12 protein-coding genes are annotated in these 14599 nt (G+C 61.8%); 10 read left to right on the top strand and 2 right to left on the bottom strand.

Annotated elements, in window-relative coordinates:
• Positions 1-109: 109 nt before the first annotated feature.
• Complete coding sequence (galE, locus tag FHT29_RS10600; RefSeq protein ID WP_037203194.1) at positions 110-1147, top strand: UDP-glucose 4-epimerase GalE; 1038 nt, start codon at positions 110-112, stop codon at positions 1145-1147.
• Positions 1148-1171: 24 nt separating this feature from the next.
• On the opposite strand, the gene FHT29_RS10605 is transcribed toward galE, so the two are convergent.
• Positions 1172-2098 carry a LysR family transcriptional regulator gene (locus FHT29_RS10605; RefSeq protein ID WP_037203195.1) on the bottom strand — a complete coding sequence of 309 codons (927 nt, stop codon included), beginning with the start codon at positions 2096-2098 and terminating at the stop codon, positions 1172-1174.
• Between the two features lie 171 nt (positions 2099-2269).
• Between FHT29_RS10605 and FHT29_RS10610 the strand changes: the two genes are divergently transcribed.
• The 8 genes from FHT29_RS10610 to mmsB all read left to right on the top strand — a co-directional run bounded on the left by FHT29_RS10610 (position 2270) and on the right by mmsB (position 10712).
• On the top strand, positions 2270-3478 hold the full coding sequence (locus tag FHT29_RS10610) for an ABC transporter substrate-binding protein (RefSeq protein ID WP_037203197.1): 1209 nt from the start codon (positions 2270-2272) through the stop codon (positions 3476-3478).
• Positions 3479-3493: 15 nt separating this feature from the next.
• Positions 3494-4276 (top strand): ABC transporter ATP-binding protein, encoded by a 783-nt coding sequence (locus FHT29_RS10615; RefSeq protein WP_037203199.1) that lies wholly within the window; start codon positions 3494-3496, stop codon positions 4274-4276.
• 2 nt (positions 4277-4278) lie between these two features.
• Complete coding sequence (locus FHT29_RS10620) at positions 4279-4980, top strand: ABC transporter ATP-binding protein (RefSeq protein ID WP_047556036.1); 702 nt, start codon at positions 4279-4281, stop codon at positions 4978-4980.
• A gap of 3 nt (positions 4981-4983) precedes the next feature.
• Positions 4984-5871: a branched-chain amino acid ABC transporter permease gene (locus tag FHT29_RS10625; protein WP_047556033.1), complete on the top strand. Its 888-nt coding sequence runs from the start codon at positions 4984-4986 to the stop codon at positions 5869-5871.
• A gap of 1 nt (position 5872) precedes the next feature.
• Positions 5873-6856 (top strand): branched-chain amino acid ABC transporter permease, encoded by a 984-nt coding sequence (locus tag FHT29_RS10630; protein WP_037203203.1) that lies wholly within the window; start codon positions 5873-5875, stop codon positions 6854-6856.
• A gap of 162 nt (positions 6857-7018) precedes the next feature.
• Entirely contained in the window at positions 7019-8614 is a 1596-nt protein-coding gene (locus FHT29_RS10635) for a GMC family oxidoreductase N-terminal domain-containing protein (protein WP_047556031.1), read from the top strand.
• 137 nt (positions 8615-8751) lie between these two features.
• Positions 8752-9810: an enoyl-CoA hydratase/isomerase family protein gene (locus FHT29_RS10640; RefSeq protein ID WP_047556030.1), complete on the top strand. Its 1059-nt coding sequence runs from the start codon at positions 8752-8754 to the stop codon at positions 9808-9810.
• A gap of 20 nt (positions 9811-9830) precedes the next feature.
• On the top strand, positions 9831-10712 hold the full coding sequence (mmsB, locus tag FHT29_RS10645) for a 3-hydroxyisobutyrate dehydrogenase (protein WP_047556027.1): 882 nt from the start codon (positions 9831-9833) through the stop codon (positions 10710-10712).
• A gap of 210 nt (positions 10713-10922) precedes the next feature.
• On the opposite strand, the gene FHT29_RS10650 is transcribed toward mmsB, so the two are convergent.
• Complete coding sequence (locus tag FHT29_RS10650) at positions 10923-12992, bottom strand: ATP-dependent helicase (RefSeq protein WP_047556024.1); 2070 nt, start codon at positions 12990-12992, stop codon at positions 10923-10925.
• A gap of 275 nt (positions 12993-13267) precedes the next feature.
• Here FHT29_RS10650 and FHT29_RS10655 point away from each other — a divergent pair, with 275 nt between their 5' ends.
• A complete protein-coding gene (locus FHT29_RS10655) occupies positions 13268-14140 on the top strand; it encodes an SMP-30/gluconolactonase/LRE family protein (RefSeq protein ID WP_037203208.1) in 873 nt (290 codons plus the stop codon).
• The last annotated feature ends 459 nt before the right edge of the window (positions 14141-14599 follow it).

A 14599-nucleotide genomic window follows, 5' to 3' on the forward strand; every position in this document is an offset into this window, starting at 1 on the left:
TAGAAACAAACTTCCCGTTCCTAAAGTCTGCTCAGCGCAGGCTTTTAATCAAATCGCACGAATACAACCCTCATATATTCGCCAATACGACTTGGCGGGGACGCGAAGAATGACGGTGTTGGTGACGGGCGGAGCCGGATATATCGGCAGCCATATGGTCTGGAGATTGCTTGACGCGGGCGAGGACGTGGTGGTCGTCGACCGCCTTTCGACCGGTTTTCGCTGGGCTGTTCCGCCCGCCGCCCGGTTCTATCTCGGCGACATGGCGGACGAAGCGCTGCTGCAGAAGATTTTCGCCGAAAACGACATAGACGCCATCATCCACTTTGCCGGTTCGGCCGTGGTGCCGATGTCGATCGAGGACCCTCTCGCCTATTACGAAAACAACACCGGCAAGACCCGCATCCTGATGAGCGCCGCCGTCAAGGCTGGCATCCGTCATTTCGTCTTTTCTTCCACCGCCGCCGTCTACGGTCCGCAGCCCGCGGAAAGGCCGGTCAGCGAAGGCGCACCATTGCGGCCTGAATCGCCCTATGGTCAATCCAAGCTCATGTCGGAGCTGATGCTGCGCGATGCCGCTGCGGCCTATGATTTCCGCTATGTCGCGCTGCGCTACTTCAACGTCGCCGGCGCCGACCCTAAGGGGCGGGCCGGCCAGTCGACCGAGGGTGCGACCCATCTCATCAAGGTTGCCTGCGAGGCGGCACTCGGCCGCCGCCATCAGGTCGATATCTATGGCACCGACTATCCGACGCATGATGGTACGGGCGTTCGCGACTACATCCATGTCAGCGATCTTGCGGATGCGCACCTCATGGCGCTGCGCCATCTGCGCAGCGGCGGCCGGCCGCTGGTCGCCAATTGCGGGTATGGCCTGGGCTATTCCGTGCTTGATGTGCTCAACATGGTCATGCGCGTCCATGGCCGTGCATTCCGCATCCACATGTCGCCGCGCCGGCCGGGCGACACGGCCAGCGTCGTCGCCGATGCGACGCTCGCCCATCGGGAACTCGGCTGGGCGCCGAAATACAATTGCCTGGAAACGATCGTGCGCTCGTCGCTGGATTGGGAACTGCAGCTTGCGCAACGTTCAGGCTTCGATGCGGGCGGCCTCAAGAAGGTCTACGCTGCCCCGAGCATCCGGTAGCCCGGAGGACCGGAGCCGACCGCATCAGCTGTCAGCACGTCTCCAAGGCCCGAGAAAGGCCGGCGCATTCCGGCGTACAGCTTCCGTCAGAAAATCGATGACGGTGCGCACGCGCGGCGATTGGCGCAGATCGCGGTGGCAGGTAATCCAATAGTGGCGCTTGAGATCCACTTCCTGCGGCAGCACGACCTGCAGATCCGGATGCTTGCCGGCGATGAAAAACGGCAGCACGCAAAGCCCCAGTCCGTTCTTGGTCGCCGTCAGTTGCGCGAAGATGCTCGAGCTCTGGAATTGCGGCCTGATGCGCGGATGGACGTCGCCGAGATAGTCCAGCCCCGGCGCGAAGATCATGTCCTCGATATAGCCGATGAAAGCGCAGTCGGGCAGGTCGTCGCGGCTCTCGATCGCTCGATGGCTGGCGAGATAATCTTGCGATCCATAGACCTGAAGGTGATAGTCGGTCAGCTTCTCGGTGAAATAGGGGCCGGCCTTCGGCGGGTCGAGCACGACGACGATGTCGGCCTCCTTGCGCGAGAGCGACATGATCTGCTGGATGGTGATCAGCTCCAGCGAAATGGTCGGATGTTTCGCCGTGAATTCCGGCAGCACGCCGGTAAAGAAGAAATTCGAAAAGCCTTCCGGCGCGCTGATGCGCACTACACCGCGCTGCGCCGCCGATCCGGCGGAAAGATCCGTCCGAAGACGCTCGGTTTCCTGCTCCATGCGCTCCGCCGTGTCGATGAACCGCTGGCCCATGCCCGTCAGCATGTAGCCGCGCGGATTGCGCTCGAATAACTTGACCTTCAGGGCGAATTCCAGCCGGTCGATGCGGCGCGAAACGGTGGCATGGCTGGTGCGCAACTGCCGGGCCGCGGTCGAAAGCTGTCCGGTTCGTGCCACGGCGAGGAAGAATTGCAGATCGTCCCAGGTAAAGTGCGGCGTGCCCTTCATGTTTCCCCCTTCTGTTCAAAAATGAACAGACCCTGTTTGGAATTAATTGCAATCGCGACTTGCGTCAACGCGCGATTTCCTTGATCCTGCCCGTCTCGGAAAGTCGTTTGGAGGAAAGCGGCTGGCCAAATTTGAACAGATTCATTTTTGCCAAATCTCTGGGAGGAGAATATGCGAAAGAGTCTTATTGCATCCCTGGCACTTCTGCTTGCAACCAGCACAGCGGCTTTCGCCGCCGGCGCGTCCGACGGTGTCGTGAAGATCGGCATCCTGAATGACCAGTCGGGCGTCTATGCCGATTTCGGCGGCAAGTCGTCCGTGGAGGCTGCAAAGATGGCCGTCGAGGATTTCGGCGGCAAGGTGCTCGGCGTGCCGATCGAGATCGTCGATGCCGACCATCAGAACAAGCCGGATATCGCTTCGAACATCGCCCGCCAGTGGTACGACCAGGACAAGGTCGACGCGATCATGGAGCTGACGACCTCGTCGGTGGCGCTTGCCGTGCAGGCCGTCGCCAAGGAGAAGAAGAAGATCGATATCGTCACCGGCGCTGCAACGACGGATCTGACAGGCAAGCAATGCTCGCCCTATGGCTTTCACTGGGCCTACGACACGCATGCTCTGGCCGTCGGCACCGGCGGCGCGCTGGTCAAGCAGGGCGGCGATACCTGGTTCTTCCTCACGGCCGACTACGCCTTCGGCTATTCGCTGGAGCAGCAGACCGGCGATTACGTCAAGGCAAGCGGCGGCAAGATTTTGGGTTCCGTTCGCCATCCGCTGTCGACGAATGATTTCTCATCCTTCCTTTTGCAGGCGCAATCGTCCGGCGCCAAGGTCATCGGCCTTGCCAATGCCGGCCTCGATACCTCCAACGCCATTAAGCAGGCCTCGGAATTCGGCATCACCCAGGGCGGCCAGCATCTGGCGGCACTTCTCTTCACGCTCGCCGAAGTCCACGGCCTCGGCCTGCAGGCGGCTCAAGGGTTGACGCTGACCGAGGGCTATTACTGGAACCTCGACGACAAGAGCCGCGAATTCGGCAAGCGCTTCTTCGCCCGCACCGGCAAGATGCCGAACATGATCCACGCCGGCACCTATTCCGCCGTCACGCAATATCTGAAGGCGGTGCAGAAGGCCGGCACTGATGATACCGAGGCCGTCGCCAAGGAACTGCATGAAATGCCGGTCGATGATTTCTTCGGCCGCGGCGGCACGGTCGGCGCCAACGGCCGCATGATCCACGACATGTATCTGCTCCAGGTCAAGAAGCCGGATGAGAGCAAGCAGCCGTGGGATTACTTCAACGTGCTGGCAACCATTCCTGGCAAGGAAGCCTATATCGATCCCGCCAAGAGTGGTTGCGATCTCGTCAAGCAATGAGGTTACGGCCGGCCGATGGCGATATCAGCAATAGATCAGCATGAAGAGCCTCGGGTGGTCTTGTCCGCCCGGGGACTCCGCCGCGATTTCGGTGGTTTTACCGCCGTCAAGAATGTCGATCTCGATGTGCAGCATGCCCGCGTCCACGCGCTGATCGGCCCGAACGGCGCCGGCAAGACGACGGTGTTCAACCTGCTCACCAAGTTCCTGCAGCCCACCCACGGCACGATCACGCTGCTCGGCACCGATATTACCCGCACGAGACCCGACAAGGTGGCGCGCATGGGCCTCGTGCGCTCCTTCCAGATTTCGGCTGTTTTCCCGCATCTAACCGTGCTCGACAATGTTCGTGTCGCCTTGCAGAGGACGAGCAATCTCGCCCATCAATTCTGGCGGCCGATCTCGGCGCTCGACAGCCTCAACGCCCGCGCCGAGCAGCTTCTCGCGTCCGTCGGACTTTCGAAGGAGCGGGATGCCGTTGCCGCCGATCTTTCCTATGGCCGCAAGCGCGTGCTGGAGATCGCGACGACCCTGGCGCTCGACCCGAAAGTGCTGCTGCTCGACGAGCCGATGGCCGGCATGGGGCTGGAGGATGTCAACACCGTCTCCGCCATCATCCGCGAGGTGGCGCGCGACAGGGCCGTGCTGATGGTGGAGCATAATCTCTCCGTCGTCGCTGATATCTGCCATCAGGTTACCGTGCTGCAGCGCGGCGAGATCCTGGCTCAGGGCGATTACGCAACGGTCAGCCGCGACCCGCGCGTCCGTGAAGCCTATATGGGCACAGAGGAGGCTTGAGGATGGCGGCGTTGCTCGAAGTCCAGGGGCTGAATGCCTGGTATGGCGAAAGCCACATTCTGCATGGCGTCGATATGCGGGTCGGCGAGGGCGAAACCATCACCATCCTTGGCCGCAACGGCGTCGGCAAGACGACGACATTGCGCACCATCGTCGGCATCGTCCGCGCGCGCAAGGGCAGGATCGCCTTTGCCGGCGCCGACATGATGCAGGTGCCTTTGCACAAGACCGCCCACAAGGGCATCGGTTTCGTTCCGGAGGAACGCGGCATCTTTTCGACGCTCAGCGTCTATGAAAACCTGATGTTACCGCCGGTCGTGGCATCAGGCGGGATGACGGTCGACGAGATTTTCGAACTGTTTCCCAATCTGCACGAGCGCCGCAACAGCGCCGGCACCAAGCTTTCCGGCGGCGAGCAGCAGATGCTCGCCATGGCGCGCATCCTGCGCACCGGCGTCCGCATGTTGCTGCTCGACGAGCCCACGGAAGGCCTTGCGCCCGTCATCGTCCAGCGCATCGGCGAGGTCCTGCAGAAGCTCAAGGCGCGAGGGATGACCATATTGCTGGTCGAGCAGAACTTCCGTTTCGCCAGCCGCATCGCCGATCGCTTCTACGTGATGGATCACGGCCAGATGGTCTCGGAGTTTCCGGTCGGCGAACTGCCCGAGCGCATGGACATGCTGCACAAAGTGCTGGGGGTCTGAACCATGACGACGATATTCGGTATCCCCGCCCAGGCCCTTCTCGGGCAATTGCTGATCGGCCTCATCAACGGCTCCTTTTATGCGCTGCTGAGCCTGGGGCTCGCGATCATCTTCGGCATGCTGCGGGTGATCAATTTTGCTCACGGCGCGCTTTACATGCTCGGCGCCTTCACAGCCTATCTGCTGCTCGCCTATGCCGGGGTCGGCTATTGGCCGGCCTTGATCGTGGCGCCGCTGATCGTCGGTCTGTTCGGTGCCCTCGTCGAGCGGCTATGCCTGCGCCAGCTTTACAACATCGATCCGCTCTACGGCCTGCTCTTCACTTTCGGCATGGCGCTGACCATCGAGGGCACGTTCCGCTATCTCTACGGCTCCTCAGGCCAGCCTTATGCGGTGCCGGCGGAACTGGCGGGTGCCAGGAACATCGGTTTCATGTTCCTGCCCGTCTATCGCGGCTGGGTGATCATCGCCTCTCTCATCGTCTGCATCGGCACCTGGCTGCTGATCGAGAAGACAAAGCTCGGCGCCTATCTGCGCGCGGCGACGGAAAATTCCGTGCTCGTCCAGGTCTTCGGCGTCAATGTGCCCGTGCTCCTGACGCTGACTTATGGTTTCGGTGTCGCACTTGCCGCCTTTGCCGGCGTGCTGGCGGCGCCGATCTATCAGGTCTCGCCGCTGATGGGATCGAACATGATCATCATCGTCTTTGCCGTGGTCGTCGTCGGCGGCATGGGGTCGATCATGGGCGCGATCGTGACAGGTTATATGCTCGGAATTGCAGAGGGCCTGACCAAGGTCTTCTATCCGGAAGCGTCGAATATCGTCATCTTCGTGATCATGGCGATCGTGCTGCTCATCAGGCCTGCGGGCCTCTTCGGTCGGGATGCGTGAGATGGTTGATCTGACCACATTGGGATCCAGGCGACACCAGAGGTTTTCGGCGCAGAAACTGCTGCTGGTTATCGGCGTCGTCGGGCTGATCTGGGCGCCGTTCTTCATCTACCCGATCTTCGTCATGAAGGTGCTTTGCTTCGCGCTTTTCGCCTGCGCCTTCAACCTGCTGCTCGGCTATGCCGGCCTGCTCTCCTTCGGTCATGCCACCTTCTTCGGCGGTGCCGCCTATTTCACCGCCTATGCGGTGAAGGAGTGGGGCGTGCCGCCGGAGCTCGGCATCCTGATCGGCGTCGCCGGCGCGGCGCTGCTCGGCCTGGTCATGGGCTTCGTCGCGATCCGACGGCAGGGCATCTACTTCGCCATGATCACGCTGGCGCTGTCCTACATGTTCTATTTCTTCTGCCTGCAGGCTGCGTTTACCCATGGCGAGGACGGCATTCAGTCCGTGCCGCGCGGCTATCTCTTCGGCATCCTCGATCTCAACAATTCCTTCAACATGTATTATTTCGTCCTCGCCGTGTTCCTGATCGGCGTTCTGATCATCTGGCGCTTCATCAATTCGCCTTTCGGCATGATCCTGAAGTCGATCCGCGAGAATGAGCAGCGGGCGATCTCGCTCGGCTATTCCGTCGCGCATTACAAGCTTGGCGCCTTCGTCATGTCGGCGGCGCTGGCGGGACTCGCTGGAGCGGTCAAGGCGCTGGTCTTCCAGTTCGCGACGCTCACCGACGTCGCATGGCAGATGTCGGGCGAAGTGATCCTGATGACCCTGCTCGGCGGCATAGGCACGCTGATCGGCCCGCTCTTCGGCGCGGGATTCGTAGCGACCCTGGAAAACTACCTCGCGACGTCGGAATTCCCCGTCACCATCATCACCGGCATCGTCTTCATGGTCTGTGTCCTGCTCTTCCGGCGTGGCGTCATCGGCGAATTCTATGCGTCGCGGCTGGGACGGAAGCTGGGATTTGAATATCGGCGTTGATTGGTTGCCTTTCCTTCTCCCCGTTCGCGGGGAGAAGGTGCCCGAAGGGCGAATGAGGGGCTATTTCGAGATTGATCCGCAAGCCGGGATTTGCCGAACCTTCATGCCCCTCACCCTAACCCTCTTCCCGCACGTGGGAGAGGGAATGACTGAGTTTTGAACATGGATCGCTTCGACTACATTATCATCGGTGCCGGCAGTGCCGGCTGCCTGCTTGCCAACCGGCTCTCGGCCGATCCCAACAACCGGGTGCTGCTGCTGGAGGCGGGCGGCAATGACAACTACCACTGGATCCATATTCCCGTCGGCTATCTCTATTGCATTAACAATCCCCGCACCGACTGGTGCTTCACCACGACGCCCGAGGCGGGGCTGAACGGTCGCTCGCTGAACTATCCGCGCGGCAAGGTGCTTGGCGGCTGCTCCTCCATCAACGGCATGATCTACATGCGCGGCCAGGCGCGCGACTATGATCTCTGGCGGCAGCTCGGCTGCACCGGCTGGGGCTGGGAAGATGTGCTGCCCTATTTCACCAAGTCCGAGGATCATTACAGGGGCAAGGACGAGATGCACGGCGCCGGCGGCGAATGGCGGGTGGAGAAGGCGCGTGTGCGCTGGGCCGTGCTCGACGCCTTCCAGGCGGCAGCCCGCGAGGCAGGCATCCCCGAAACGGCCGATTTCAACCGTGGCAACAACGAGGGTTCCGGCTATTTCGACGTCAACCAGCGTTCCGGTATCCGCTGGAATACGGCGAAGGCCTTCCTGCGGCCGGCAATGAAGCGAGGCAATCTGACGGTCTACACCAAGGCCCAGGTGCGGCGCCTCGTCATCGAGGGCGATGCCGTGACCGGCGTCGAGTTCCAGCACGATGGCGTGACGAAGCGCGTCTACGCAAGCAAGGAGACGGTGCTGTCGGCCGGCTCCATCGGCTCGCCGCAGATCCTCGAACTGTCGGGCATCGGGCAGGGCGATGTGTTGAGCAAGGCAGGCATCGAGGTCGTCCGCGAGGTCAAGTCCGTCGGCGAAAACCTGCAGGATCACTTGCAGCTTCGCATGGCTTACAAAGTGACCGGCGTTCCCACCTTGAATGAGAAGGCGACGAAGCTCATGGGCAAGGCGGCGATCGGCCTCGAATATCTCATCCGCCGCTCCGGGCCGATGGCGATGGCGCCGAGTCAGCTCGGCATCTTCACCCGCTCCGGGCCGGACAAGGAAACGCCGGATCTGCAATATCACGTGCAGCCGGTCTCGCTCGACAAGTTCGGCGATCCCGTCCATCCTTTTCCGGCGATCACCGCCAGCGTCTGCAACCTGAGGCCGGAAAGCCGAGGCTCGGTGCATGTCCGCAGCCCCGACTTTGCCACGCAGCCGGCAATCAGCCCGAATTATCTCTCCGCATCGCGCGACCGCGAGATCGCCGTGCGCTCCATCCGCCTGACGCGGCGGATTGTGGCGCAGCCTTCCTTCGCGAGATTCAGTCCGGAGGAGTTCAAGCCCGGCCCGTCCTATCAGACCGATGCTGATCTCGAGCGCGCCGCCGGCGACATCGGCACAACGATTTTCCATCCCGTCGGCACATGCCGCATGGGTAGCGATCCGCAAAGCGTCGTAGATCCCCGTCTGCGGCTGCGCGCCCTTGCAGGGCTGCGCATCGCGGATGCGTCGATCATGCCGTCGATCACATCGGGCAACACCAACTCGCCGACGATCATGATCGCCGAAAAGGCGGCTGAGATGATCCTTGCCGACAACCGCTGAACGCCTATTGACGAGAGCAAGTCCAGGAAAAGTGCGCAGCGGTTTTCCGGCCGGAGTTGCGATAAGACAAAGAACCGTAACGGTCCGGCAGTTCCGTGAAACGCGAACCGTTCTGGCGGCAAGGACAGGAGATTTGCATGGATAGCACGGACGAAGTGATCATCGGGCGACGCGGATCGGCTGGCATCATCCGGCTCAACCGGCCGAAGGCGCTGAACAGCCTGACGCTGCCTATGGTGCGGACGATAACCTCGGCCCTTGAGGAGTTCGCCATCGATCCCGCCATCGCCGCCGTCATCGTCAAGGGCGAGGGCGAGCGTGGCTTCTGCGCGGGCGGCGATATCCGCCTGCTGCACCAGAGCGGCAAGGAGGGTTCGGACGGCGCGGAAACTTTTTGGCGCGAGGAATTCCGGCTAAACCATGCCATTTCACGCTATCCCAAACCCTATGTCGTGCTCATGGACGGCATCACCATGGGCGGCGGCGTCGGCCTTTCGGCGCACGGCAGCCATCGCATCGTTACCGAGCGCACGCGCCTTGCCATGCCTGAAACAGGCATCGGGTATTTCCCCGATGTCGGCGCCACCTGGCTCTTGCCGCGCGCGCCGGGCGAAGCCGGCACCTGGCTGGGCCTGACTGGTCTTCCCGTCGACGCCGCCGATGTGCTGCACGCGGGATTCGCCGATCATTGCGTTGCCTCCTCGGCGCTTCCTGTATTGATAGATGCGATCGCGGCGCTGCCTGCCTCGGCCTCCGCCGCCGATGTGCATGCCCTGATCAAGACCATGGCAACGGATGCCGGCGAGAGCCGCCTTGCGGCAAATCGTGACGTGATCGATCGCGCCTTTGCAGGGGATACGGTCGAGGAGATTCTACAGGTACTGGCCAAAGAATCGGGGGAATTCGCCGCCGAAAGCGCCGGCGTGATTGCCGGCCGCTCGCCGACCAGCCTGAAGCTGACGCTGCGGCTGCTGCGCGCCGGGCGTACGAGCGCAAATCTCGCCGAGTGCCTCAATCGTGAACTCGGCGCCTGCCTGGGCATATTGTATAATCATGATTTCTACGAAGGCGTCCGTGCCGCCGTCATCGACAAGGACCGCAACCCGAAATGGTCGCCGGCCAGTCTTGCCGAGGTGAGGTCTAGCGATATCGACCGCTTCTTCGTACCGGCGCAGCCGCCGCTTTTCGCAGCATAACGGATCATGGGAGGAAAATCATGACACGGATCGCATTCATCGGCCTCGGCAACATGGGAGGCCCGATGGCCGCCAATCTGGTCAAGGCCGGTCACGCCGTCATCGGTTACGATCTCTCGCATGACATGCTCAAGGCCGCCGAGGCAACGGGAGTCAAACCTGCGAACGTGCTGACCGAAGCCTTGGCGGAGGCTGAGGTGGTGGTGACCATGCTGCCGAAAGGTCAGCATGTCCTTACGGTCTGGACCGATATCCTGCGCTCCGTGCCGAAGGGTACCCTGCTGATCGACAGTTCCACCATCGATGTCGATAGTGCCCGCAAGGCTCACGTCATGGCGGGTGAGGTTGGTTGCCTCTCGCTTGACGCGCCGGTCTCGGGCGGCACGGGTGGCGCCTCGGCGGGAACGCTGACCTTCATGGCGGGTGGCTCCCCGGAAAGTTTTGCGGCCGCCAAGCCATTGCTGGAGGTGATGGGCCACAAGATCGTCCATTGCGGCGATGCCGGCGCCGGACAGGCGGCGAAAATCTGCAACAATATGATCCTCGGCATTTCCATGATCGGCGTCTGCGAGGCCTTCGTGCTCGGCGAAAAGCTCGGCCTTTCGCATCAGGCCCTGTTCGATGTCGCCTCGACCTCCTCCGGCCAATGCTGGTCGATCAACACCTATTGCCCGGTGCCGGGCCCCGTGCCGACATCGCCGGCCAATAACGACTATAAGCCCGGGTTCTCGGCAGCCTTGATGCTGAAGGACCTGCGCCTGTCGCAGGAGGCGGCGCTGTCGAGCGGTGCATCGACGCCGCTAGGCGCGGAAGCGGCGCAGCTCTACGCGCTGTTTGAAAAGCTCGGCAATGGGGGGCGTGATTTTTCCGCGATCATCGAGATGTTTCGGGAAGCTGGCTGAGTATAACCGGTAACAGTCCAGTGAGTTGAAAGCCCGGATTGCTCCTCACCCCGGCCCTCTCCCCGCTCGCGGGGAGAGGGGGATTGTGCCCCATGCTACTTCAACCGGACTGAGAGCAGGCTGTTTTACGCTATAGTTCCCTCTCTCAGCGAGCCGCGCGAGGGCGAGGGGCTCTTTGCCGAGCAACAGCCTCAAAGAATGAGCTTGAACTCACCGCCACATGCCGCGCATGCGCGCGCCGACATCGACGCGCACCTGCCGGGCTCGAATGGCGGCGGGGCTTTCCGCCCGCGCCTGAGGCCAGCCGCAGACTTCGAAGAATTGCAGCAATGTCGCCGGGATGAAGCGCGTGCGCGAGGCAAAGACATGCTTGTCGCCCTGCGCATGCTGGCCGTGAATGAAGAACCGTTGCGGCGTGACGAGATCGAGATTGTCCTTGGCCCGCGTCATCGCGACATAGAGCAGGCGCCGCTCCTCCTCGATCTCGGCGGATGATCCGACGGCGAGATCGGCGGGGATGCAGCCGTCGACGGCATTGAGGATGAAGACCTTCGTCCACTCCTGCCCCTTGGCGGAATGGATGGTCGACAGGATCAGATAGTCTTCGTCGAGCAGCGGCACGCCGGCCTGGTCGCTGGTGGCATCCGGAGGATCGAGCGTCAGTTCGGTCAGAAAACGCTCGCGCGAACCATAGCCGGCGGCAATCTGCTCAAGCTGGACGAGATCCGCCTGGCGCGTCGCGGCATCCTCGTGCGCCCGCTCCAGATGCGGTTCGTACCATTGCCGCACCAGCCCGATTTCTGCTGGCCAGCCGGCCTTGCCGCTCTTCACGTCTCGCATCGTCTCGACGAAGACGGTCCAGTCATCGCCCGTGCGCGGCGGCGTCGGAAGCTCGGCGAGGGCGGCGATCGGATTGGCATGTTCGCCGATCTGGTCGAGCACGCGCTGCGCCGTGGAGGGGCCGACGCCGGGCAGAAGCTGCATCAGCCTGAAACCCGCCACCCGGTCACGCGGGTTCTGGGCGAAACGCAGCGCGGCCAGCATGTCCTTCACATGAGCGCTGTCGAGAAACTTCAGCCCACCGAATTTGACGAAGGGGATATTGCGTCGGGTAAGCTCCACTTCCAGCGGCCCGCTATGACTTGAGGTGCGGAACAGCACCGCCTGCTGCTTCAGCCTGGTGCCGCCCTCGCGATTTTCCAGCACTTCATCGGCGACATAACGCGCCTGATCGCTTTCGTCGCGCACCGTCACCAGCCGCGGTCGCTCGACGCTCTGCCGTTCCGTGCGCAGATTCTTGGTGAAGCGCTCGGAAGCAAGATCGATGACAGCATTGGCGGCGGCGAGGATTGGCTGCGTCGAGCGGTAATTGCGGTCGAGCGTCACGATATCGGCAGCGGGCGTGAAGGCTTTCGGGAAGTCGAGGATGTTGCGCACCGTCGCCGCGCGGAAGGAGTAGATCGATTGCGCATCGTCGCCGACAACGGTCAGGCCGCGGCCGTCCGGTTTCAGCGCCAGCAGGATCGACGATTGCAGGCGGTTGGTATCCTGGTATTCGTCGACGAGCACATGGTCGAAACGACCGCCGATATCCTCGGCGATCAGCGGCTCTTGAAGCATATGCGCCCAGTAGAGCAGCAGATCGTCGTAATCGAGCACATTCTGCGCCTGTTTCGCCTCGACATAGGCGGCGAAGAGATCGCGCAATTGTTGTTCCCAGGTCGCGCACCATGGGAAGAAGTCGCGCAGCATCTCTGCGAGCGGCGCTTCCGAATTGATGGAGCGTGAATAGATGGCAAGGCATGTCGCCTTGGTCGGAAAGCGGCTTTCGAGCTTGGAAAAGCCGAGGTCGTGGCGCGCGAGGTTCATGAGGTCGGCGCTGTCTTCCCGGTCGTGGATCGTGAAGGCCGGATCGAGCCCGATCTGCTCGGCATAATCTCGCAGAAGACGTGCGCCGATGCCGTGAAACGTGCCGCTCCAGGCGAGCGCATCGGCTGTAATACCCGCATTGGCACCGATCACCTCGCGGCAGATTCGCTCGACACGGCGGCCCATTTCGGCGGCGGCACGGCGCGAGAAGGTCATCAGCAGGATCCGGCGCGGGTCCGCGCCCTTGACGATCAGATGCGCGACACGATGAGCAAGCGTATTGGTCTTGCCGGATCCGGCCCCGGCGATGACAAGCAGCGGCCCTGCGACATGGCCGTCGCCGGCCGTTGTGCCGTGCTCCACCGCCAGTCGCTGCTCCGGGTTCAGCTTTTCCAGATAGGCCGCGCTCATGAACTCTCCTGAATGCCTCGGATGAAGGGCGCGCCAGGCGCAAATCCGCGACGAATCGAATCGGCGAAATGATCCGGACGTTCTATGGATGTTCCGAATTGCCTAAACCTGTCAAGATTTGTGGGATTCGCTGGGGATGTGATCTTTTGCGCAAGAATCCCGCCCGGATTTGGTCAGGCATGGCTCGAAAAGGACTATCCTCATGCTTATGTATCATTATGGCGCGCATCTTGAGTTTTGGGTTTCAGCAGTGCGTTGAGTGAAGGTTTCAGAATATGAACGAAACGATCGCCACTGGGCTGCATCTGCCGGGCGGACTGGTGGCTTTGCCGGATGGGCGCATCGCGCTCGTTGAGATGGATCATACCCGCCGCGGTCTGAAGCTTTTCGACACTAGCGGTGCGCATCGGGAAGTTTGTCGGATCGGTGGTCGTCCGACCGGGATTGCGATCGACGGCGATGGCTGCTTCTGGATAACCGACGGCCCAGAGCATTCCCTCGTCAGGCTCTCGCCGCAGGGCCGGGTGCTGCAGGTGATCGAAGGTGGCGCGGACGGCTCGTTTCTCCATCCGAACGATCTCGCTTTCGGGCCTGACGGCTTGCTCTACATGACCGATTCGGGCATCCGCACCGCCGATCTGCTCGAAGGCGGCCATATTCATCCGGATTTCTTCAAGGCGGCCTACAATGGCTGCGTCTATCAGATCGATCCCGCCGAAGGCCGCGTCATCAGGGTCTTGGCCGCGGGCTTGCTCCTTGCCAATGGCATCGCCTTCAGCGCCGACGGGCTGCTCTATTACAGCGAGACCCTGACCGGAAAAATTCATCGGCAGATCGTCGGCGGGCGGCAGGAGATGTTCGCGCAGTCGATGACATCGCCCACCGTCAACGCGTTGCGCGGGCCGGCCGGCATCGCTTTCGATCGCAGCGGCGTGCTCTATTGCGCCATGTACGGATTGGGCGAAATTTCGCTTGTCGATACCGAGGGCAGGATGGCGGGCCATATCCGCACGAACGGCGCGCGGCCCGGCAAGATTGCCTTTACTGTCGACGGCAAGCATTTGCTCGTCAGCGAGCAGGACAATGGTGCTGTGGAAAAGATAACGGCGCCGCGACCCGGGCTGCCATTGCATATGCCGTCCATCTAGAGACTCGATCTCCCGCCATATCCGTAGTCATGAAGCGATGAAAGGAAAGTTGCCGGGGTCTGGTTGGGAGAACCACGTGCTTATCACACATCACACAAATTTCCTCGCGTGATCCGTCTCCGCAATCCTGCTTGGCGCAGTTCTTGTCGCTTCTCCTGCTCTCGCCAAAAATGGCAAGGGCGGTGGCGCTGGCAATGGCAATGGCCATGAAGATAGCAAAAACGCCGACAATTCCGCTCAGGACGCATCGGCGAGCGATGCTTCGACGTCAAAAGCCGAATCGGCGAGTAGCCTTGGTGCTTTGAACGGCTTCATGCACGCCTCGCCCAAAGCTTTGGCACATGCCTCTGCCAAATCGGAAATCGGCAGGGTTGCTGTCGTCTATGGTGGCCTCCCGCAGAATTACCTGTCACCGCAGCAGGGTACCACGCCCCATCGGCCCGCCGGAGCCGGCGAGAG

Origin of the sequence: Rhizobium sp. SG741, from assembly GCF_012275435.1 — a bacterium.
In the GTDB taxonomy this organism is placed as follows: Bacteria; Pseudomonadota; Alphaproteobacteria; order Rhizobiales; family Rhizobiaceae; genus Rhizobium; species Rhizobium lusitanum.

Coding starts and splice junctions, on each gene's coding strand:
- FHT29_RS10620 (WP_047556036.1), top strand. CDS start 4,279: ATGGCGGCGTTGCTCGAAGTCCAGGGGCTGAATGCCTGGTATGGCGAA.
- galE (WP_037203194.1), top strand. CDS start 110: ATGACGGTGTTGGTGACGGGCGGAGCCGGATATATCGGCAGCCATATG.
- FHT29_RS10615 (WP_037203199.1), top strand. CDS start 3,494: ATGGCGATATCAGCAATAGATCAGCATGAAGAGCCTCGGGTGGTCTTG.
- FHT29_RS10640 (WP_047556030.1), top strand. CDS start 8,752: ATGGATAGCACGGACGAAGTGATCATCGGGCGACGCGGATCGGCTGGC.
- FHT29_RS10655 (WP_037203208.1), top strand. CDS start 13,268: ATGAACGAAACGATCGCCACTGGGCTGCATCTGCCGGGCGGACTGGTG.
- FHT29_RS10610 (WP_037203197.1), top strand. CDS start 2,270: ATGCGAAAGAGTCTTATTGCATCCCTGGCACTTCTGCTTGCAACCAGC.
- mmsB (WP_047556027.1), top strand. CDS start 9,831: ATGACACGGATCGCATTCATCGGCCTCGGCAACATGGGAGGCCCGATG.
- FHT29_RS10650 (WP_047556024.1), bottom strand. CDS start 12,992: ATGAGCGCGGCCTATCTGGAAAAGCTGAACCCGGAGCAGCGACTGGCG.
- FHT29_RS10635 (WP_047556031.1), top strand. CDS start 7,019: ATGGATCGCTTCGACTACATTATCATCGGTGCCGGCAGTGCCGGCTGC.
- FHT29_RS10630 (WP_037203203.1), top strand. CDS start 5,873: ATGGTTGATCTGACCACATTGGGATCCAGGCGACACCAGAGGTTTTCG.
- FHT29_RS10605 (WP_037203195.1), bottom strand. CDS start 2,098: ATGAAGGGCACGCCGCACTTTACCTGGGACGATCTGCAATTCTTCCTC.
- FHT29_RS10625 (WP_047556033.1), top strand. CDS start 4,984: ATGACGACGATATTCGGTATCCCCGCCCAGGCCCTTCTCGGGCAATTG.